Source organism: Pseudoalteromonas sp. APC 3691 (genome assembly GCF_030408135.1).
Classification (GTDB): Bacteria; Pseudomonadota; Gammaproteobacteria; order Enterobacterales; family Alteromonadaceae; genus Pseudoalteromonas.
Map to the genome: position 1 here is coordinate 23,113 of NZ_JASDCB010000034.1, position 21,141 is coordinate 44,253.

The window sequence follows — 21,141 nt, forward strand, 5'->3', positions numbered from 1 at the left end:
GTTATTTTGGCCTTAACCTAAATCATGTCTATAGGGTCTACGTCTAAGCTCCAGCGTACTTTTTGTGCAAGTTTACTGGTACTTAAATAATCAACCATTTGCGCAAGGTACTGATGTAATATGCGACGATCTTGCGCTTGAATATGCAATTGAAAACGATACATACCTGCGACTCTTTCAAGTGGGGCAGGGATCGGACCGAGCAATTGTATACCAGATACCCCATTCACAGGAACCAAATCCGTCAAAAAATCGACGACTAGTTTAATACTATGTCCTTGTGCACGCACAATGGCCATATTTGTAATGGGCGGTAAGTCAGCATCACCGCGCTCACTAAGAGCAAAACGGGCAAAGTCTTGGTAACCATTATTAACTAAGTCTTGCAAAAGAGGGTGTTCTGGAAAGTGTGTTTGTAATAACACTTGACCAGGCTCTCCTGAACGTCCAGCACGCCCCGCTACTTGGGTGACTAATTGGGCTAAATGCTCTGTTGCTCTAAAGTCGCATGAGTATAAGCCGCTATCTACATCTAAAATTATAACAAGGCTCACATCTGCAAAGTGATGGCCTTTGGCAAGCATTTGTGTGCCCACTAAAATGCGTGCGCCCCCTAGGTTTATTTCATCAAGTGCTTTTTCAAGGCTACCTTTACGGCGAGTTGAATCGCGGTCTATACGAGTAACAGGTGTATCAGGGAACTCGGTCGATAAAAACTCTTCAATTTGTTCTGTGCCTTTACCGTTAGGAAATATTTGCGTACTTCCACAGTCAGGGCATTGGTGAGGGACAGGGTACTGGTCGCCACAGTGATGACAGATCATTTGCCCAATCGCTTTATGAAATGTAGCGCTGGTACTGCATCGTTTACACTCGCTCAACCAACCGCACTCATGGCAAATAAGGGTGGGTGAGAAACCTCGGCGATTTAAAAATACCATAACCTGTTTACCGCGATTTAAGTGCTGACGCATAGTAGCAAGGCTTGCATGTGCAATACCTGCTTGGTCGGGCTGACCTTTCATATCGAGTAACTTAAACTGATTGTCAGTCGCTGTTTGCGCACGTTCCGTTAAACTTAATAGCTGGTATTTGTTATTAATTGCTTTGTGAAGTGTTTCAAGCGCGGGTGTGGCGCTGCCTAATATAAGCGGGATTTTATGCTGAAAAGCTCTGTAAGCGGCTAAATCACGAGCATGGTAACGAAGGGTATCTTGTTGTTTAAATGACGAGTCGTGTTCTTCATCAACAACAATCATACCGAGTTTTAAAAATGGCAGAAAAATACTCGAACGTGTGCCAATAACTATCGCACAACTGCCTTTTTCGCAAAAACGCCATGTTTGTAAACGTTCGTTGTCGGTAAGTGCTGAGTGCCAAAGCATAATGGGTGTATCAGGAAAGCGGCGGCGAAAACGGTTTACGGTTTGTGGTGTTAGGCCGATTTCGGGCACGAGTACGAGGGCTTGCTCGCCACGTTTGAGTACTTCTTCTAGGCACTGTAAATACACTTCGGTTTTACCGCTGCCCGTTACGCCTTCTAATAAGAAGCAGCTAAAGCCAGTACTTTGATTTATAGCTGTGCAAGCAACCGCTTGTTCTTTATTAAGCACTGGTTTACTACCAACGGTTGGAGCAACACTTTGCCATTGGCTATCGTGCTCAATAGTTTGTGTTATGAGTTCTTTATCTATTAGGCTATCTATTGTTTTTTTACTAAAGCCCAGTGCTTTTAACTCAGTTAATGGTGACTTACCTGATTGCGATAACTGCTTTAATAGGTTGAGCTGTGTTTTAGCTTTTAATGACGGTACTTTTGCACCTTTTTCTGTCAGGGCAACCATATTAATACTGGTTTTATCAGGCGATTCACCTTGGCGAAGTGCACCAGGTAGCGCTATATGAATAGTTTCGCCTAATGGATAGCAATAATAGCGGGCAGTAAAGCTAAGGAGTTCTAAATGCTGGGAGCTTAAAATAGGGGCGTCGTCTATTACCTCTATAATATTTTTAATTTTATTTAAAGGGACGTCGGTACTGCTTTTAATACCCAAAACAACCGCTACTTTCTTTTGATTACCAAAAGGTACCAAAACTCGCATGCCAGGTAGTAAAGGAATTGATAAGCCACTGAGCTGTTCTTCTATTTTATAATCAAAGGTGCGTGGAAGCGGAACTTTAATAGCAACTTCAACAAAACTCATAACAACTCAACCCGTAAAATTAATGCTGTAATGTACTAAAAATACCGCTAAAAACCTACTAGCAATAGTACTTGAGAAAGAGATTGTTCACTTTTTTAGCGAAAAGATAAATAAATACTTGTGCAGGGGAAGGTTGTTGGATAAAATCCGCCACCAACAAATTTGTTTTAACGACGTATGGTGCCAAACTCCGGGTTTGGAGAGCGATGCGGCCTTAACTAGAGGTTCCTATGAAAGAAGGTATTCACCCTAAGTACGAAGTAATTTCTGCAACATGTTCATGTGGAAATAAATTCGAAACTAGCTCAACTCTTTGTAAAGACATTCACTTAGACGTATGTTCTGCGTGTCACCCGTTTTACACTGGTAAGCAAAAAGTTTTAGACACTGGCGGACGTGTTGATCGCTTCAACAAGCGCTTCGGTGCACTTGCCAGCAAGAAGTAATTATTGCTGTTTAGTTAAAAAAAGCACCTTAGGGTGCTTTTTTTGTGCCTAAAATTTGTTATTTATTATCTTAAACTAACCTACATAAATCTTTAAGCAATTTAACGAATTAAATTGCACTATAACGTCGTTAAAATTTTTTTATTTAGAACAACTAGATACAAAAATTTTTGCCTAGTTCTAGCGTAATTTTCTTAACTTTAAATAGACCCCATATATAAGCAGATTGGTATTATTTCGTTGATTTTAACTATCCCCTCCTTTTGCATAACTATTTCCTATTCTTATTCTGAGTATGCATAATCCTTTACAGACAAATCGATAGATATTCTCTATATTTTAAATAGTACAATTTTTAACTAGGTTGATAAAAGTAGCTAACGTGGGCTTATCTGTTTTTAAAGTAAGGTAGTAGGCTGTTATTCTAAGTTTATGCTGATACTTTAAGTATACGTTTTATAAGATTTTGATAGACATAAAAGCACCTTAAAACTTACTTTTTAGGTGAATTTTTATTTATTAAATGTCGATATAATCCTGCAAAGTTACTGAAAAACCTCTTAAAATTAAAGGATATAGCATATAACAGGATAGACCTGATATTGCTTGGAATTTAAAAATAATAAGGGTATCGTACCCCAAGACTCCATCTCTCACTTTAACTTAAATTGCAGGATACCATCGCGTTATGTCTGACTTTCGTGAACAAGCACTACATTACCACTCACATCCCGTACCAGGTAAAATTAGCATTGAGCTTACAAAACCAGCTGAAACGGCTCATGATCTTGCACTTGCGTATAGCCCAGGTGTTGCCGAACCTGTACGTGAAATAGCTGCAGATCCTGCAAATGCTTATAAATATACTGGTAAAGGTAACATGGTTGCGGTTATTACTAATGGTACTGCAATTCTAGGCCTTGGTAATTTAGGTCCTTTAGCGTCTAAGCCCGTAATGGAAGGTAAAGCGTTATTGTTTAAACGTTTTGCAGGGCTTGATTCTATCGATATTGAAGTTAAGCACAAAACAACAGAAGACTTTATTAATACGGTTGCCAATATTGCCGACACATTCGGTGGTATTAACCTTGAAGATATTAAAGCACCAGAGTGTTTTGAAATAGAAAAAGCATTAATAGAGCGTTGTAGCATCCCTGTTTTTCATGACGATCAACACGGTACTGCCATTGTAACGGCTGCTGGTATGTTAAATGCGCTAGAAGTACAAGGTAAGTCAATTGAAGATGCAATTATTGTATGTTTAGGTGCAGGCGCTGCCGCTGTTGCGTGTATGGAGCTGTTAATTAAGTGTGGTGCACTGCGTGAACACATTTATATGCTTGACCGCAAAGGTGTTATTCATACCCGCCGCGATGACTTAAATGAATATAAACAGCTTTTTGCTAACAATACCGATAAGCGTACATTGCAAGATGTAATTGCAGATGCAGATGTATTTGTGGGTGTTTCTGGCCCTAACTTATTAGCGGCTGAAGATTTAAAGCTAATGGCTGCAAAACCAGTTGTGTTTGCATGTTCAAATCCAGATCCTGAGATTGATCCTGCACTTGCGCACGGCGCACGCAACGATTTAATCATGGCAACAGGACGCTCTGATTACCCTAACCAAGTTAATAATGTTTTATGTTTCCCGTTTATTTTCCGTGGTGCACTTGATGTACGTGCAAGCGCTATTAACGATGAAATGAAAATTGCTGCAGTAGATGCTATTCGAAGTATTGCCAAAGAGCCAGTACCTGCAGAAGTTTTAAAAGCCGCTGGTGTAGATAAACTAGAATTTGGTGCGCAGTATATTATTCCAAAACCAATGGATCCACGTTTACTGCCGCGTATAGCAAGAGCTGTTGCACTTGCTGCTATTGAGTCAGGTGTTGCACAAATTGAGCTACCTGAAAACTATATGCAGTAAATCTATACAGTAGAGCTATGCAATAAAATTTAGACATAAAAAAACCTCAATAATTACTGAGGTTTTTTTGTCTTTGTAATATTTATTCTTCGTTTAAAACGGGTACTTCTAGACCCATTTCTTGCATTATTTTTTTAACTTCTTCTGGCACTTTTTCGGCGTTATCTTTACGTAAGTCATCGTCATTTGGTAAAGGTTGGCCAGTAAAAGCATGCAAAAATGCCTCACATAGCAATTCACTATTTGTAGCATGGCGAAGGTTATTGATTTGACGACGTGTACGTTCGTCAGTTAATACCTTTAATACATTTAGCGGGATCGAAACGGTGATCTTTTTAACTTGCTCTGATTTTTTACCGTGTTCTGCGTATGGGTGAATATACTCACCATTCCATTTAGCCATAAGATGTATCGTTGCCTCAGATTATTAATTTCTCACACGGTATAAAAAGCGTGTAAATATGCGTGAAATTCTATCGATTTAAAAAAGATAGTCAAATAATAGATACAGATCTATCTTAATAAGCCTATTGTAGGTGTAAAGATAAACACACTTTTGTGAGCTAAAATGTGTTATTCGCAGAGGCCCTTTCTATTTTTAGCCATCTAGAGCTTTAAAATACTTTGACTTATCAAAACGGATAACTTACTCTTTTAGACGTCTAAACATCCAAGTTAATCAGGTGACGAATATGAGCGAAAAAAACAAAGCGACCATTGCTGTACGTAACGGCGTTGATGCTGATAAACATCATGGTGCGGTGGTACCGCCAATTTATTTATCGACTACTTATTCGTTTGCCGACTTTGATACTAAGCGTGAGTATGATTATGGTCGTAGCGGTAATCCTAATCGTGATATTTTAGCTGAGACGCTTGCTAAGCTTGAAGGTGGCGCTCGTGGCATAATTTCAGCTACAGGCATGGCTGCCGTGCATTTAGCTACTCAGCTACTTAATAGTGACGATACGTTAGTAATTCCGCATGATTGTTATGGTGGCAGCTATCGTTTATTTACATCTTTACAAAAACGCGGGCTACTAAAGCTCAAAATATTAGATTTAACAAAAGAAGAAAGCCTTCAACAAATTTTAGTAATTAAACCTAAGCTTATTTGGATAGAAACCCCAAGTAACCCAGTACTTCGTTTAACAGATATTAAAGCGGTTACCGATGTGGCTAAGCAATGCGGAGCTTTGGTTGCCGCAGATAACACGTTTTTGTCGCCGGCTTTACAAAACCCTATTAAATTTGGTGTAGATATTGTGGTGCATTCAACCACTAAATACATTAACGGACACTCAGATGTAGTAGGCGGCGCTGTTATTGCCGCAACACAAGAGTTAGGCGATGAGCTTGCTTGGTGGGCTAATAACATTGGTATTACGGGTGCGCCTTTTGATAGCTATTTAACGCTTCGTGGTTTACGTACTTTAAATGTGCGCCTAAGGCAGCATCAAGAAAATGCACTGGCAATAGCTAAGTACCTTGAAAGCTCTGAATATGTAAGCCAAGTTTACTACCCAGGTCTTGAGTCACATCCTCAACATGAGCTGGCTAAAGCACAGCAACTTGGTTTTGGTGGCATGGTTAGTTTTGATATTAAAGGCGATATAAACGACGCTGCGGCATTTTTAACTAGCCTTAAAACGTTTAGTTTAGCTGAGTCATTAGGTGGCGTAGAGAGCTTAATTTGTCACCCTGCAACTATGACGCACGCAGGTATGGAGGCAACAGCACGTTTAGAGGCGGGTGTGGGCGATACGCTTATTCGTATTTCGGTAGGTATTGAAGATATACACGATTTAGTCGCTGATTTTGAACGAGTGTTTGAACTTGTAAAACCAGGGCAAAATAAAAATGTTGGCCGTGTAGGCAAAGGAGCAGGCACTCCTGGTGGTAACGTTAAATTAAGTGCAGCCCGTCCGGCGCTTTGGTGATTAATATGGTCAATTGTGTACATAAATTTGGTGGTTCAAGCTTAAGCTCTAGTGAGCGCTATCAAAGCGTAGCTAAAATAATTATTGGGCATACTCAGACGGGCGACTGTGTTGTGGTGTCTGCTGCAGGTAAAACTACAGATACACTTGTGTCGTTGTGGCAAAGTTATCAGCAGCAAGACACGCAAGCTGTCGCTGATATTTTACTGCAGTTAAATAACCATCAAAGTGATTTAATAGAGCAGCTATTAGAAGCCGATTTAAAACGAAGTGCACTTAAAACACTAAGTATCGAACTTAGCTATATTGCAGAACTTGCTCAAGCTGAGCAGCTAAAAGAGGCTGCATTACTTGCACATGGCGAACTGTGGTCAGCACGTTTACTCGCTACTTATTTACAGCAGCTAAATATTGAGGCATGCGCTCAAGATGCACGTACTCTTTTTATCTTAAATGATGGCGAATTAATGCATGCGCAAAATGCGCAGCAATGTGGGCAGTTAATTTTGCCTAATAAAATAAATGTTGTTACTGGGTTTATTGCCGCAGATATCAAAGGCGAGACTGTAACACTTGGCCGAAATGGGAGTGACTACAGTGCAACACTACTTGCAAATTATTGCAATGCTAAGCAAGTATGTATTTGGACTGATACACAGGGGGTGTATAGCACTGATCCTCGCAAGGTACAAAAAGCGATTAAATACGGCAAAATTTGCCGTGGGCAGGCTAATTTATTAGCTCGTTTGGGTAACCCTGTATTACATGCAAAAACACTATCGCCTCTTAAAAACACAGATATTAAGCTAGCTGTTCGCAGTAGTTTTGACGTACAAGCAAGTCCAACAGATATAGTAAAAGAAGGTTCAGCGAAGAAAAAGCGCTTTATAACCACGTTGCAAAATGTTGACCTATTAATGGTTGAAGGATTAAGTGAAGGCGAGGTTGCAAGTGTTAGTCAGCTTATTCAGCATAGCCTTCATCACTTTAACCATAATGGTGAAGTGTATTTAGTAGTACCTGCAGCACAAACTTATCTGGTTATTAATTATTTTGCGGGTAGGGCAAATATTAGCGAGTCAAATTTAAACGGTTGTGCAATTGTAGCGCCTGAGCAAGACGTTAATACATTAAGCTTACAAGCATTAGATTTATTAAAACTCCACAGCATAAAACCTCGTTTTGTCCATCAAGATACTGGCTATGCTTTATTGCTTACCGATCAATTTATAGATAGTGATATACAAAGTGACTTACACGATAAGCTAATTAATAAAGGCCAAGAAATCGCAATTATAGTTGCGGGGCTTGGTAACGTTGGCGACGTTTTCATTAAACAGTTATCGGCACAATTTGAGCGTTTATCGGATGACTTTAGTATTAAATTAGTCGGTCTAATTCGCTCTAAAAAAATGCTGTTTAATGCAAGTGGTATTAATACACAGCAATGGAAAACTCAATGGCAGCATGAGGCAAATAGCTATCAATCTGCAGATTTACTGAATGCTATAAATGAGCTCGATTACGAGCATAAAATTGTAATTGATATTACCGCAAGTGAACAATTTAGCTTGTTATATCCAGACTTTGTAGATAGAAACTGTCATTTGATTAGTGCTAATAAATACGCTGGAACAGCACCGACTACTTGGTATAAAGCACTTCGTAGTAATATTACAGAACGTAATTTACATTGGCGATATAACACCAGTGTAGGCGCTGGCTTACCTATTAACTTTGCTTTGGCTGATTTGCAAAATAGTGGCGATAAAATAACACGTATAGAAGGTGTTTTCTCAGGCACGCTTTCGTGGCTATGCAGTAAATATGATGGAACAAGGCCATTTTCTGAGTTGCTACTGGAAGCTCAGAAAATGGGATTCACAGAGCCAGACCCTCGCGAAGATTTATCTGGGCGAGATATGCAGCGTAAGCTACTTATTTTAGCCCGAGAGCTAGGTGTTGAGCTTGAACTTGACGATATTAGCTTATCGGCATTGATGCCAGATGAGCTTGCGCTGGGAAGTTGGGATGACTTTTTAAATAAAAAAGCACAGCTAGACGCGTTCATCGAAGAGCATGCAGTGACAGCAAAGTCTAAAAATTCAGTACTTAGATATACGGGCTTGTTAGAAATCACACAAGGTGAAGTAATTGCTAAAGTGGGAATAGCGTATGTGCCTAATGGCGATGCGTTAGCAAACCTTACACCTGGCGATAATATTTTTGTAATTAATAGCAAATTGTATAGCGATAATGCATTAGTGATTCAGGGGCCAGGAGCGGGTAGGGAAGTGACCGCTGCGGGTGTGCACTCTGATTTATATTGGCTTGTTCAAAACTTAAAATAAACCTTTGGTTTAAACAAAAACGGCAGCTTAAATAAGCTGCCGTTTTTGTATTACATACATATTACTAAAATAGCTCTTCTTCTGTTTTAGTGTCTTCTTCAAATATATCGCTAGGCTGAGATAGCACATACTTTGTAGGTGCGGTGCCTTTTTCAAAATATTCAAATCGACTCGTGTAGTCATTTTTATGGCTTAATAAACCAGTAGCTAAATCAATACGAATAGAAACAAGTCCCTCAGGCGGCTCAATTGGGGCTTCAGGCTTGCCTTCAAGTGCCGCTTTCATAAATTCAACCCAAGCTGGCTGCGCGGTTTTAGCGCCAGATTCCGCACCTGATATTTGGCTGCTATCTAGGTTGTTATTATACGTAGAGCGACCAAGAGCGTTGCCCGGGTTATCAAAACCAACCCAAACTGAGGTCATCACATTACTATTAAAACCGCTAAACCAGGTATCTACTGAGTCATTAGTTGTGCCTGTTTTACCTGAAATGTCGCGACGATCTAGCGCTTGTGCGCGCCAACCTGTGCCACTCCAACCCGTTTTATGGGCCCAACTACCGCCGCCCCAAATACCACTGTGCATTGCATCAGCAATTAAAAATGCATTCTGCTTAGAAATAATTCTCGGTGCACATTTTTTTGTTGGTTCCACTTCATCACTACTATTATGAAGTGAGAATTCATTGCGTGTTGGTAAAGGCTCTTCATCACAGGCTAGGGCAGGGTTTGCTTTAAACAATACATTACCGTAAGCATCTTGAATTTCTGAAATAAAGTAAGGTTTAATTAAGTGGCCACCATTGGCAAATGCACTCATGCCACGAGCAAGTTCAAGTGGTGTAATGGAAGCACTACCCAGTGCTAGTGATTCACTGCGATTAATGTCTGAATCTTTAAAGCCAAACTTTAATAAATGATCAGCTGTACGTTGTAATCCAACGCCGCGTAGTAAGCGCACCGAAATAACGTTTTTAGATTGTGCTAAAGCACGGCGAATTCTTATCGGACCATTATATACAGCAGGGCTGTTTTTAGGGCGCCATGCTACGCCTTGGCTCTTATCCCATTGGTTTATAGGTGCATCGTTTAATATAGACGCAAGCGTGTAACCTTTTTCAAGTGCTGCTGAGTATATAAAAGGCTTTATATTAGAGCCAACTTGACGCTTAGCTTGTATCGCTCGGTTGTATTGACTTTGCTCAAAGCTGTAACCCCCTACAATAGCTTTTATTCTACCGTCTTGTGGATCGAGGGATACAATAGCGCTTGATGCTTCTGGTATTTGGCTTAATAAGTAGCTGTTATCTTCATTTTGACGTACCCATATTTGCATACCTGGCGTTAAAATATCAGTAGCTGCTTTTGGAGCAAAGCTTTGACGGTAGCGAGTAATATACTTACGCGCCCATTTTAAACTATCCCAACTGAGGGTTGTTTGCTCACCGTTTTTAAGTAGTACTGTAGCTGTTTTATTATTAACACTAAGTACTGCTGCAACTTTTAAAGTACCCAACTCATTTACGCTTTGTAATTTATTGAGTATTTGTTGCTCAGTTAAAGCAGGTTGTGTTTCAGGGTCCCATAAAACATCTGTTGGTCCTCTAAAACCATGGCGCATATCGTAATTATGTAAGTTGTTTACAAGTGCGTTTTGCGCTGCTTTTTGAACTTTAGACTCTACCGAGGTGAAAATTTTAAAACCTGAGTTGTAAGCTTTATCTATTCCATAACGCGAGACCATTTCAGCGCGCACCATTTCAGAAATATACGGGGCGTATAAATTTATTTCAGCACCATGAAAATAAGCGGTGATAGGTTGGCTCGTTGCTTCGTTATATTCTTCTTGAGTAATATAATTTTCAGTTAATAAACGCCCTAAAACAACATTTCGGCGTGCTTTTGCACGCGTTGGGTTACGAATTGGGTTTAAAGCTGAAGGGGCCTTCGGTAAACCTGCAATCATCGCCATTTGTGCAAGTGTTAAATCTTTTAACTCCTTACCGTAATAAACTTGTGCTGCAGCACCAATACCAAAAGCGCGATTACCTAATTCTATTTTATTAAGGTAAAGCTCTAAAATTTCGTCTTTTGTTAATACACCTTCAATATGTAGCGCTATAAATATTTCTTTAACTTTACGAATATATGCTTTTTCGCGAGTTAAAAAGAAATTACGAGCAAGCTGCATAGTAATAGTACTTGCGCCTTGTTTTTTCTCGCCGGTAGATATAAGAACAATAGCCGAACGTACAATACCTATAGGATCTATGCCTATATGATCGTAAAATCGATTATCTTCTGTCGCTAAAAATGCATTAATGAGGGTTTGAGGAATTTCATCAATAGTCACTGGAATACGACGCTTTTCACCAAATTGATTGATTAAAAGCCCATCTTTTGTGAATACTTGCATAGGAGTTTGTAATTGCACGTCTTTTAAAACTTGCACACTGGGGATATCAGGTTTAACGTAATAATAAAGACTGACCAAAGTGATCAGACCAATTAACACACAAATGATAAAAAATTGTAAAGTTCGTTTTAATAAAATCACTTATATTTCCCTAAATGGACTCCCAATTGCGAGTTTTGACTGCTAGTATATATTGATTAAAAAATGAATAATATTTTTTCAGATAAAAATTATAACTTGTTTATTATTAAAACAAAGGCCAAGTTGAAACATGCTAAGTCAACTATTTCAAAAACCGTCCCCGATGATGGTAGGAATTGATATTGGATCGCACTCTATCAAAGCGGTGCTTTTACGTGAAATTGAAACTGGATTTCGACTAGAAGCACTTGCAATTGAGCCGATGCCAAAAGGTGCGATGAGTGAGCGCACAATTCAAGATATTGAAGCAATTGGTAATGTAATTTCAAAATTAAGAAGAAAATTACCAAAATCGTTAAAATCTGCTGCGGTGGCTGTTTCTGGTCAAACAGTTATTACTAAAGTGATCTTCATGGATGTATCGTTAACTGATGCTGAACTTGAATCACAAATTGAAATTGAAGCCGATAGTTTAATCCCATACCCACTTGATGAGGTAAGCCTTGATTTTGAGAGGCTTTCGACGAATGAAGCAGATCCTAGTAAAATGAATGTTTTGCTTTCAGCTGCTCGTACTGAGAGTGTAGAAGCGCGTGTTGGCGCTTTAGAAGCTGCAAATTTAGAAGCTAAAATAGTCGATGTAGAAAGCTATGCATTAAGTCGTGCAATGGATGTTTACTATCAACAATTACCTAGCGATGCATTTAATAAATGTGTAGCGGTGGTTGATATTGGTGCAGTTTTAATGCTTGTAAGCGTAGTACAAGCAGGGGAAACAATCTATACCCGTGACCAGGTTTTTGGCGGCGATCAATATACAAATAGTATTGTCGCTTACTATAATAAAGGCTTTGACGAAGCCGAAATTGGTAAAACATCAGGTGATTTACCACCAAACTATACCTTTGAAGTATTGGCCCCTTTTCAAACCTCGTTACTTCAACAGGTGCGACGTGCAGTGCAAATGTTTTTAACAACCAGTGGTAAAGAACAAATTGACTATATTGTCTTAACGGGTGGGACATCGATGATAAAAGGTATTGACCGATTGCTCATCGAAGAACTCGGTATTCACTCTGTCGTTGCTGAGCCTTTTGAGAGTATGGAAATTTCCCCTAAAGTAGATCGTAATGTGATGCAGCGTCACAAAACTCAGTTTGCAATTGCGACTGGGTTGGCATTAAGGAGTTTTTCAACATGCCATATATAAATCTACTGCCTTGGCGCGAATTACAACGCGAAGAATCGAAAAAGAAATTTGTAACTATACTTGTTGGTGTCGTTATAATTTGTTTTGCGAGTATGTATTTATTGAGCTCTTTTTATGGTGCTTTAAAAGATGGGCAAAACTTAAAGAATAACTATTTAAGCTCAGAAATTAGCATGTTAGATAAAAAAATAAGTGAAATAAGAAGCTTAGATAAAAGAAAAGAAAACTTACAGCAGCGTATGAGGCTTATTGAAGAATTACAAAGTAGTCGTAACCTGGGTACGCAAATAATGGATGAAGTTGCCAAAATAGTGCCCGGTGGCGTTTATTTAACAAAACTCGAGCGCAGAGGCAGCCAAATACATGTATTGGGACGCAGTGAATCTAATAACCGTTTATCAACAATGCTGCGCCAAGTACAAGGCTCATATTTACTAGAGAATCCTTCAATGCAAGGCATTGTTGCAGGCGATCAATCTTCGCGTTTACTTAGTGATTTTAATATGGAATTTTATGTAAAACCATTTGATAAAATTGGTGAGGTTAGCGATGCGCCTTGATTTTAAAGCACTGAGTGAAATTGATTGGAATGAAATAGAGCTCGATAACATTGGCGATTGGCCTATTGCAGTTAAAGCAATTTGCTGTACGTTTGTTGCCGGACTTGTATTGTTTTTTAGTTACAGCCTATTAGTTTCTGATGAAATTGATAGTTACCATAGTGCGGTTGCTAAAGAAGTTGAATTACGTACTACTTATCGTACTAAGTATGCTGTAGCGAGTAGAATAGATGTTTATCGTCAACAAATGGTTGAAATGGAAGATAAGTTTTCACAGCTATTAAAACGTCTACCTACTTCAAACGAAACTCCTGGTTTACTTGATGATTTGTCGTATGTTGGGACAACGAGTGGCCTGACTTTTTTAAAAATAGGTTGGTTGCCAGAGGTTGAAAAAGAATTTTATACCGAGCTGCCGATTAAAATTGAAGTGATCGGTACCTATCATGAGTTTGGTGAGTTTGTAGGTAAAGTGGCTCAGTTACCACGAATTGTAAGCCTGCATGATTTTTCTATTTTATCATCGGGCGATAAACAGTTAACATTCAGTGTTGTTGCAAAAACATATCGTTATGAAGAAGGGGTTAAAAAATGAAACTCCTTCGCGTAGTACCTTTAGCAATAGCGTTTGTTTTAGCTGGTTGTAATGATGATACGTCTGAGCAAAAAGAATTCATTGATCAAGTTAAGGCAAGTACAACACCAAAGGTTGAATCAATTCCTGAACTGACAAAGTTTGAAATATTTGAGTACAGTGCTGGTCAGCTACGTAGCCCGTTTGTAGCGCCTCAGCCTGAGATTATTCAAAATAAACTAACGCAAGTAAAAAACTGTTTGCACCCAGATCAAGAGCGTCGCCGCGAACCGTTAGAGAAATACCCGCTAGATAATTTAGCAATGAAAGGCACAATTGGCTCTAGTGGACAAATATGGGCATTAATTACAGCAACAGATGACACTTTGCACCGCGTAACGGTAGGGAATTATCTTGGAAGTTATGATGGCAAAGTAAAAATAGTAAGCAACGACTATATAGAATTAGTGGAATTAATCCCTGATGGGTCTGGTTGTTGGAAAGAGCGCCTGACTAAATTAGAAATGTTAGAGGCGGCAACAGATGGCGCAAATTAATAATAAAAAAGGTAAAAATAGCATGTATAAGGACGTACTTTGGCTTCATCGTATTTCACGAGTATTATTGGTTGCTGTTGCTTTAGTCACTGTAAATACAGCCATTGCAGGGCCATTACTATATGATGTTCGTTATAACCCATTACTTAAAGGCGAGACTGAATTACAGCTTGTTTTTGATGAAGAGTTAACGCTTGAGCCAAAAGTTCAGGTGTTTAATAGCCCAGCCAGAATCGAAATGTTTTTTGATACTGCAGAGTTAGAGGTTGGTTTAAATGATGTTGCAGTTAATCAAGCTGGGATTAGCAATGTAACTAATGTTCTAACTGATAGTGGTTTAAAAGTAACAGTAAACCTAGATAGATTAAAAATTTATGAAACCGAAGTTCATAATAATTTAGTATCAATACGCGTATCGGACAACCCACTTACAGAATCTGAAAACGAAGATGTAGTGATGGATTCAGGTGATGTAAGTGGAAATTATATTAATCGTATTCAGTCAATTGATTTCAGACGTGGTGAAAAGGGCGAAGCTAAAGTACTCGTATTTTTACAAGACACTCAAGCTGCAATTGAAGTACATGAGAGCGGCGGAAAAATTTATGCAGACTTCCATCATACTGATATTTTAGATGACTTACTTTATGAGCTGGATGTATTAGATTTTGGTACTGTTGTAAGTAATATTGAGACTTTTAAAGAAGATGGATTAAGTCGTGTTGTTATTGAGCCAAACGCTCAGTTTACATTTACGTACCAGCAAATAGATAATATTTTAACGCTGACGGTAGAAAAAGATGAAACGCAAAACGCCTATTTAGACGGTGGCGTTGAGTACCAAGGTCGCCCTATGACCTTAAATTTTCAAGATATCTCTGTGCGTGCAGCACTACAAATTATTGCGGGTTATAACGATTTTAACTTAGTAACCAGTGATTCAGTGACAGGTAATATAACACTGCGCTTAGATGGCGTACCGTGGGATCAAGCGCTTGACGTAGTATTGCGTATTAAAGGGCTAGACAAACGAATGGATGGCTCTATTTTAATGGTAGCGCCTGCAGAGGAGCTTGCGGCACGTGAAGCTAAGGATTTAAAAGCTAAACAGCAAGTTGAAGACTTAGAACCACTCTATAGTGAATACATTCGATTAAACTATGCTAAAGCCGAAAATTTTGCTGACTTATTAAAAACAGATAGGAACAGTATTATAACTGCCCGTGGTAGTGTATCGGTTGATCAGCGTACAAATACTTTATTAGTGAAAGATACTGTTAAGAGTATAGAAAACATTCGCCGGATGATAGAAACGCTTGATATTCCAGTGCAGCAGGTTGTAATCGAATCTCGAATGGTAACTGTGCGCGATAACGTTACTGAAGACTTAGGCGTACGCTGGGGCTTTAGTGATCAAGGCAGTAGTGTTGGTATTTCTGGCTCCCTTGAAGGCGCTGAAGGTATTTATAATGCGACATCAACTTCAAATGCGCCAAGTATTTCAGATCGATTAAATGTAAATTTACCAATTTCTAATCCTGCGGCCAGTATTGGTTTGCACATAGCAAAATTGGCTAACGGTACATTAATTGATTTAGAGCTAAGTGCGCTTGAAGAAGAGAATAAAGGCGAAATTATTGCTAGCCCGCGTATCATAGCGGCTAATCAGCAAAAAGCGCGAATAGAGCAAGGTACTGAAATCCCTTACACTGAGTCAGCTTCAAGTGGTGCTACTACTGTAAGCTTTAAAAAAGCGGTACTAAGCTTAGAAGTAACCCCTCATATCACACCTGATAATAAAGTAATTCTAGACTTAATTATTACTCAAGACACACGTGGTGATACTGTACAAACGGGAACAGGTGAAGCAGTGTCAATTGATACCCAAGAGATTCAAACTCAAGTGTTAGTTGAGAATGGACAAACCGTAGTACTCGGTGGTATTTTCCAGCAGCAGATCATTAATACTACGAGTAAAGTGCCAATTTTAGGTGACATTCCTTACGTAGGAAGACTATTTAAAACCACAAGTGAGTTTAATGAAAAGCGTGAATTACTTATTTTTGTGACACCAAAAATACAAATTGATTAAAATACAGTGGTTTTATGTTAACCAACGGGTGATTATTTAGATTAATTGCTCGTTATATGGCTTTTTATGCTAATTGACTTGAAATACCCCCGCAATTACTGAGATAATCCCCTCCTTAATTTTGGGGCCAGGTCGTTAGGCGGGGTTTTATTTCAAATTTTAGAGTTTGTTTGTACTAAAAGATATGGCTGAGAAACGTAATATATTTCTAGTTGGCCCCATGGGGGCTGGCAAAAGCACGATTGGTCGTCACATCGCTGACCAATTACACCTTGAATTTGTTGATTCTGATCAAGAAATCGAACGCCGCACAGGTGCAGATATTGCATGGGTATTCGATCTTGAAGGTGAAGAAGGCTTTAGACTTCGAGAAGAGTCTGTTATTGGCGATTTAACCGAGATGCAAGGTATTGTACTTGCTACCGGTGGTGGTTCAGTAATGAGCAAAGAAGTTCGAAACAAGCTTTCGGCTCGAGGTATCGTTGTATACCTAGAGACACCTATAGAGAAGCAAGTTGCACGCACGCAACGCGACAAGCGTCGCCCATTACTGCAAACTGAAGAAGCACCTCGTAACGTACTAGAGCGCTTAGCAGAAGAACGCGAGCCACTATACAAAGAAGTTGCTGATTTTGTTGTACGTACCGATGAGCAAAGCGCTAAAGTTGTTGCTAACCAAATCATCGAGAAATTAGATTTTTAAAAACCAATAATAAAGGAATAGCCAAGCATGCTTAAATTAACTGTTAATTTGGACGAGCGAAGTTATCCTATTTATATTGGGCAATCTGCACTTCAAGATAATGGCCGCCTGGTTCACCACATTGGTGATTGTCGGCCTATCATCATTACTAATGACACAATAGCGCCTTTATATTTGCAAAGGTTACTTGATTCATTAGCTGATCTAAATCCGCTATCTTTTATTATTCCTGACGGTGAGCAATATAAATCACTAGAATGGTTTGAAAAAATATCAGCATTTTTACTACAAAATAACTGTGGCCGAGATACGTGTTTAATTGCGTTAGGTGGCGGTGTTGTAGGTGACCTAACTGGTTTTGTAGCGGCTTGTTATCAGCGCGGCGTACCGTTTATTCAAATACCAACGACAGTGCTTTCACAGGTTGATTCATCGGTAGGTGGAAAAACGGCAGTAAATCATCCGTTAGGTAAAAATATGATAGGGGCATTTTATCAGCCTCAAGCGGTTTTTATTGATACGCAAACATTACACACTCTACCTGCACGAGAGTTTGCAGCAGGTATGGCTGAGGTAATTAAGTATGGTCTGATTTACGATACCGAATTATTTGCCTATTTAGAGCGAAATGTGACTAATTTACAGCAACTAGATGAAGCATGCTTACAGCATATCATTTTTAGATGTTGTGAAATAAAAGCGCTTATAGTTGCTCAAGATGAAAAAGAACATGGCTTACGGGCTTTGTTAAACTTAGGCCATACATTTGCCCATGCAATTGAGGCACAGATGGGTTATGGCGTTTGGTTACACGGCGAAGCTGTTGCAACAGGAATGGTATTAGCAGCTAAACTTGCCAAGACACGCCAAGATTTAAGCGCAAGCGAAGTTGATAGAATTATTAAGCTGCTTGAGCAATATAATTTACCAACAGAAATTCCAAAGCAAATGACTAGCGAGCAGTTTTTAACGCATATGCGTAAAGACAAAAAGAATAAAAAAGGCACTATCCGCTTTATTCTACCTACCCAATTTGGCCAGTGTGCATTAGTTGATAATGTATCTGATGATCAAGTTAGAGACTTAATCGAGCAGTAAATGCAGTCACAAATTTTACCAAGCCGTGCGGCTTTGGTGGATAGAATCGCACTGCAATTTGAGTATGGGCAAAATTTAATTGTTTTACTTGGCACTTCTGGGCTAGGTAAAAGTTATATGCTCGAAACCTTCATTACAGATAAATACAACGACTTTAATAAAGCCTTCGTGCAAGTAAGTGCACAAATGACTGATGCTCAGCTAATGAGTGAGTTATTAGAGCAAAGCTTTAACTCTCCCCTGATTGATCATAACTTAAGTTTACCTGAAAACTATTACCAATTACTGCAGCAGCAACCATGCGGGCCATGTTTATGGGTACTTGATGGCGGTAGGCAATTATCTGATGAGATGTTAATTGAGCTTGAGTTACTTTCTAAAAACAGCCCAAATACGCTATATATTATAATAGCTTCACAGTCTAAACTGGCTTTAAATAACGCTGTTGAAATTTATTTGGAGCCACTAACGCTTCGAGAAAGCAAGATGTTATTGCAGTGGTACTTTACAGACCTACCCTATGATGAAGACCCTGTATTTAGTACTTTTTTAGCTGAGGCTCATGGTAATCCAAGCTTATTGCTTGCTTGGCAACCTAGTGAGCACATAGCCGATATTATTGTTAAAGACAAAGTGTCTTGGCGATTACACTTATTGATTTTGATGTTGCTGATTATGCTTTTAATTATTGGTCTGCTTTATAAGTCGGATATGACGCAGTGGTGGCAACAGTATTATCAGCAAGAAGAAACACAAGTAATAAATACAGCAATATCTATAGAGCAAGTAAGTGAGCCGGCTATAAAGAAAAATGACTCAATAATTAACTTAAATGAACTTGAAGTAGTTGAGCCGGATATTAAGCCAGAGCGTGTACACATTAATGATGTACCTGCCATCATGCAAAGCCTTACCGAACCTGGCAACACAGTTAACGTATTAGACAATGATGTTGATGATAGTGCTAATAATAAAAGCAGTGTATCAAGTGACGTTAAATCTGAAGCTCTAAAAGTAAATACAGCAGAGCAAACCCAGAGTAGCCAAAATAATATATGGTACATGCAGCAAATAGATACAAATAGTGTTATTCAATTATTAGCCGTAACTCAGCAGGAGGTTAGCGATAATTTTATTGCTCAATTCAATCTACAGCAGCAAACTCATACTTACCAAACAAAGCGAAATAATAAAATATGGTGGGTTGTTACATTTGGCAGTTTTGAAAGTATAAACGAAGCAAAATCAGCAATGGATACTTTATCTGCTGAGGTTAGAAAAAATAAACCTTTCTATAAAAAAATTAGTAAAATAAAGCAAGAAATAGCACTCGTTGATCAGTAAAACACACTGCTTTAGTGTAAAATCGCGCAACACCAGATTGAAGTAAAGAGCCAATGCAGCAAAAGAGTAGAGCCTTCCTTAAATGGGCCGGCGGAAAATACAGCCTAGTTGAAAATATTAATGCGCGATTAAACCAAGCTAGCAAGCACGCTGATACGTTGGTTGAACCTTTTGTTGGTGCAGGCTCTGTGTTTTTAAATAGTGACTTTAAACACTATATTCTCAACGATATAAATGCAGACTTAATTAACTTATACAAAGAGCTGAAAAGCTCTCCAGATGAGCTGATTAGTGACGCTAAAAAGTTATTTGTAGATTTGAATAATCACGCAGATGCTTATTACGAATATCGTGTGCAGTTTAATCAAAGTCGTGATGTATATGAACGTTCAATATTGTTTTTATACATGAACCGCCATGGTTACAACGGACTCTGTAGGTATAATTTAAAAGGTATTTTTAATGTGCCTTTTGGTAAATATAAAAAGCCTTACTTTCCTGAAAAAGAAATGTATTTTTTTGCTGAAAAAGCACAAAAAGCAACCTTTACCTGTTTAGATTACGATGACGTTTTTAAGTTAGTGCCTAACAATGCAGTTATTTATTGCGACCCACCTTATGTACCATTAAGTAAAACCGCTTCTTTTACGTCTTACGCTAAAGGGGGGTTTAATTTAGATGATCAGGCTAATTTGGCTAATCTGGCTGAGAAGGCTGCCTTTGAAAATGATACACCAGTGCTTATCTCAAATCACGATACCGTATGGACTCGAAAAATTTATAGCCAAGCATCACTTGACCAAATTCAAGTAAAGCGCACTATTAGCCCCAAAGGTGGCTCTAGAAATAAAGTTGACGAGTTGATGGCTATGTATTTAGCACCCAAGCAACCACAGCGTAAATTGCGATAACAAAAGCAATAAATAGTACAATCGCAATTAGGATGATAGAGATAGGAGAGTGTTGTTTAAAATCGACTTGGCGTTTATTTTCAGATTGAACACCAAAAAATGCTGCTAGCACACTTTGCAACGCACTAAAAAATTGCAGCATTATTTAAAATAAAGGTTTTAAAGATGGAGTGTTTTTAGAATCATCAGGGCTAGTAAGTAGCTCTAGTAAATCGAGGTAATGAAACTGAGCACTACGGCTATCGCCAGTTAACCACGAAAACCACGATGACTCTTCTTCAGCTTTAATACACGTGATTGTAGTTAATGTGTTTTGAGCACTTACCACTTGTGTATTATGACAATTACCCACTGAGCTTAATTCTTGCTCAGAGCTTGAATCAAAGCTAAGCGCCCCGATAAGCAGTAATGCCGACGCAATTAATATCCCAGTTTTAAAAGCACGCATGATGAAATCCAATAATTTGTTACTTTTTTAATCATAGCAAATATTGATTAAATATCAAACTTAAAGTTACCTGAAATAGGGGCTATTACCACGGCAAGATCATTATAAATTGAACTTATAGAGCAAGTAGTGATCAGATCAAGGCATAATAATTACTTGGTCGCATAAATATGAGCACTACTTTTCTGAAACATTTTAATTCAATTACAGATCCTC

Annotated in this window: 18 protein-coding genes; 13 read left to right on the plus strand and 5 right to left on the minus strand. The window is 38.7% G+C overall.

Annotated features, from left to right (window positions below):
• Positions 1 to 17: 17 nt before the first annotated feature.
• Positions 18 to 2,204: a primosomal protein N' gene (gene priA / locus QL998_RS12100; protein WP_290192773.1), complete on the minus strand. Its 2,187-nt coding sequence runs from the start codon at positions 2,202 to 2,204 to the stop codon at positions 18 to 20.
• Between the two features lie 230 nt (positions 2,205 to 2,434).
• Between priA and rpmE the strand changes: the two genes are divergently transcribed.
• The gene (gene rpmE, locus QL998_RS12105; protein ID WP_007582029.1) at positions 2,435 to 2,650 is read left to right on the plus strand and encodes a 50S ribosomal protein L31; all 216 of its coding nucleotides are present in this window, start codon (positions 2,435 to 2,437) and stop codon (positions 2,648 to 2,650) included.
• Positions 2,651 to 3,338: 688 nt separating this feature from the next.
• Complete coding sequence (locus QL998_RS12110; protein WP_007582028.1) at positions 3,339 to 4,580, plus strand: malic enzyme-like NAD(P)-binding protein; 1,242 nt, start codon at positions 3,339 to 3,341, stop codon at positions 4,578 to 4,580.
• 82 nt (positions 4,581 to 4,662) lie between these two features.
• Here QL998_RS12110 and metJ read toward each other — a convergent pair whose 3' ends face one another.
• Entirely contained in the window at positions 4,663 to 4,983 is a 321-nt protein-coding gene (metJ, locus tag QL998_RS12115) for a met regulon transcriptional regulator MetJ (RefSeq protein ID WP_007586263.1), read from the minus strand.
• A 289-nt stretch (positions 4,984 to 5,272) separates the two neighbouring features.
• Between metJ and metB the strand changes: the two genes are divergently transcribed.
• Both metB and metL read left to right on the plus strand, forming a co-directional pair.
• Positions 5,273 to 6,520: a cystathionine gamma-synthase gene (gene metB, locus QL998_RS12120; RefSeq protein ID WP_290192774.1), complete on the plus strand. Its 1,248-nt coding sequence runs from the start codon at positions 5,273 to 5,275 to the stop codon at positions 6,518 to 6,520.
• A 5-nt stretch (positions 6,521 to 6,525) separates the two neighbouring features.
• The gene (metL, locus tag QL998_RS12125) at positions 6,526 to 8,871 is read left to right on the plus strand and encodes a bifunctional aspartate kinase/homoserine dehydrogenase II (RefSeq protein WP_290192775.1); all 2,346 of its coding nucleotides are present in this window, start codon (positions 6,526 to 6,528) and stop codon (positions 8,869 to 8,871) included.
• 64 nt (positions 8,872 to 8,935) lie between these two features.
• On the opposite strand, the gene QL998_RS12130 is transcribed toward metL, so the two are convergent.
• Positions 8,936 to 11,428: a PBP1A family penicillin-binding protein gene (locus tag QL998_RS12130; protein ID WP_290192776.1), complete on the minus strand. Its 2,493-nt coding sequence runs from the start codon at positions 11,426 to 11,428 to the stop codon at positions 8,936 to 8,938.
• Between the two features lie 130 nt (positions 11,429 to 11,558).
• On the opposite strand from QL998_RS12130, the gene QL998_RS12135 reads away from it, so the two are divergent.
• From QL998_RS12135 to QL998_RS12175, 9 genes are all read left to right on the plus strand, one after another.
• Positions 11,559 to 12,638 (plus strand): pilus assembly protein PilM, encoded by a 1,080-nt coding sequence (locus QL998_RS12135; RefSeq protein WP_290192777.1) that lies wholly within the window; start codon positions 11,559 to 11,561, stop codon positions 12,636 to 12,638.
• Positions 12,626 to 13,198, plus strand: coding sequence for a PilN domain-containing protein (locus tag QL998_RS12140; RefSeq protein WP_182197328.1), 573 nt, complete (start codon positions 12,626 to 12,628; stop codon positions 13,196 to 13,198). The genes QL998_RS12135 and QL998_RS12140 overlap by 13 nt, the downstream gene beginning before the upstream one ends.
• Positions 13,188 to 13,793 carry a type 4a pilus biogenesis protein PilO gene (locus QL998_RS12145; RefSeq protein WP_290192778.1) on the plus strand — a complete coding sequence of 202 codons (606 nt, stop codon included), beginning with the start codon at positions 13,188 to 13,190 and terminating at the stop codon, positions 13,791 to 13,793. Before QL998_RS12140 ends, QL998_RS12145 begins: the two co-directional genes overlap by 11 nt.
• Positions 13,790 to 14,329: a pilus assembly protein PilP gene (locus QL998_RS12150; protein WP_290192779.1), complete on the plus strand. Its 540-nt coding sequence runs from the start codon at positions 13,790 to 13,792 to the stop codon at positions 14,327 to 14,329. Before QL998_RS12145 ends, QL998_RS12150 begins: the two co-directional genes overlap by 4 nt.
• On the plus strand, positions 14,316 to 16,421 hold the full coding sequence (locus QL998_RS12155) for a type IV pilus secretin PilQ family protein (protein WP_010553794.1): 2,106 nt from the start codon (positions 14,316 to 14,318) through the stop codon (positions 16,419 to 16,421). Before QL998_RS12150 ends, QL998_RS12155 begins: the two co-directional genes overlap by 14 nt.
• A gap of 184 nt (positions 16,422 to 16,605) precedes the next feature.
• A complete protein-coding gene (gene aroK, locus QL998_RS12160; protein WP_004589350.1) occupies positions 16,606 to 17,124 on the plus strand; it encodes a shikimate kinase AroK in 519 nt (172 codons plus the stop codon).
• Positions 17,125 to 17,151: 27 nt separating this feature from the next.
• The gene (gene aroB, locus QL998_RS12165; protein ID WP_290192780.1) at positions 17,152 to 18,222 is read left to right on the plus strand and encodes a 3-dehydroquinate synthase; all 1,071 of its coding nucleotides are present in this window, start codon (positions 17,152 to 17,154) and stop codon (positions 18,220 to 18,222) included.
• Complete coding sequence (locus QL998_RS12170; protein ID WP_290192781.1) at positions 18,223 to 19,566, plus strand: AAA family ATPase; 1,344 nt, start codon at positions 18,223 to 18,225, stop codon at positions 19,564 to 19,566.
• Between the two features lie 53 nt (positions 19,567 to 19,619).
• Positions 19,620 to 20,477, plus strand: coding sequence for a Dam family site-specific DNA-(adenine-N6)-methyltransferase (locus QL998_RS12175; RefSeq protein ID WP_007586285.1), 858 nt, complete (start codon positions 19,620 to 19,622; stop codon positions 20,475 to 20,477).
• Here QL998_RS12175 and QL998_RS12180 read toward each other — a convergent pair.
• Both QL998_RS12180 and QL998_RS12185 read right to left on the minus strand, forming a co-directional pair.
• Positions 20,434 to 20,619, minus strand: a complete 186-nt coding sequence (locus QL998_RS12180; protein ID WP_081709141.1) for a DUF2970 domain-containing protein — start codon at positions 20,617 to 20,619, stop codon at positions 20,434 to 20,436. The genes QL998_RS12175 and QL998_RS12180 overlap by 44 nt on opposite strands.
• 3 nt (positions 20,620 to 20,622) lie before the next feature.
• Positions 20,623 to 20,925: a hypothetical protein gene (locus QL998_RS12185; RefSeq protein WP_182197335.1), complete on the minus strand. Its 303-nt coding sequence runs from the start codon at positions 20,923 to 20,925 to the stop codon at positions 20,623 to 20,625.
• Between the last annotated feature and the right edge of the window lie 216 nt (positions 20,926 to 21,141).